Here is a 275-nt window from a genome sequence, read left to right as displayed (position 1 = left end):
CACGTCCGCCCACCATATCATGATTGATGGCCTGAAGAACGATCTCATCAAAAATATCTTGGAAAATCGTTGTATCTTTAAAGCGTGTGCGTCTGTTCCAGCTGATGGTGGAGTGGTGCGGAACTGGATCGTTTATGTTCAATCCGAGAAACCATCTGTACGCCATATTGTAGTAAATTTCTTTTTCGAGCTGTCTTTCTGAACGGATACCATAGAGGTATCCGATAAACATCATTTTGAATAAAATCAGCGGATCAAGTGAGGGGCGTCCTTTG

1 protein-coding gene is annotated in these 275 nt (G+C 42.9%); it reads right to left on the bottom strand.

The window, feature by feature from the left end; translation table 11 throughout:
• Positions 1-275: transposase (locus tag Q3W56_RS21240; RefSeq protein WP_302896720.1), on the bottom strand; the 275-nt coding region annotated here is incomplete at both ends.

This window comes from Bacillus sp. C28GYM-DRY-1 (assembly GCF_030519405.1).
In the GTDB taxonomy this organism is placed as follows: Bacteria; Bacillota; Bacilli; order Bacillales; family Bacillaceae; genus Bacillus; species Bacillus spizizenii_A.
This window is presented reverse-complemented; position numbering and strand designations above follow the sequence as displayed.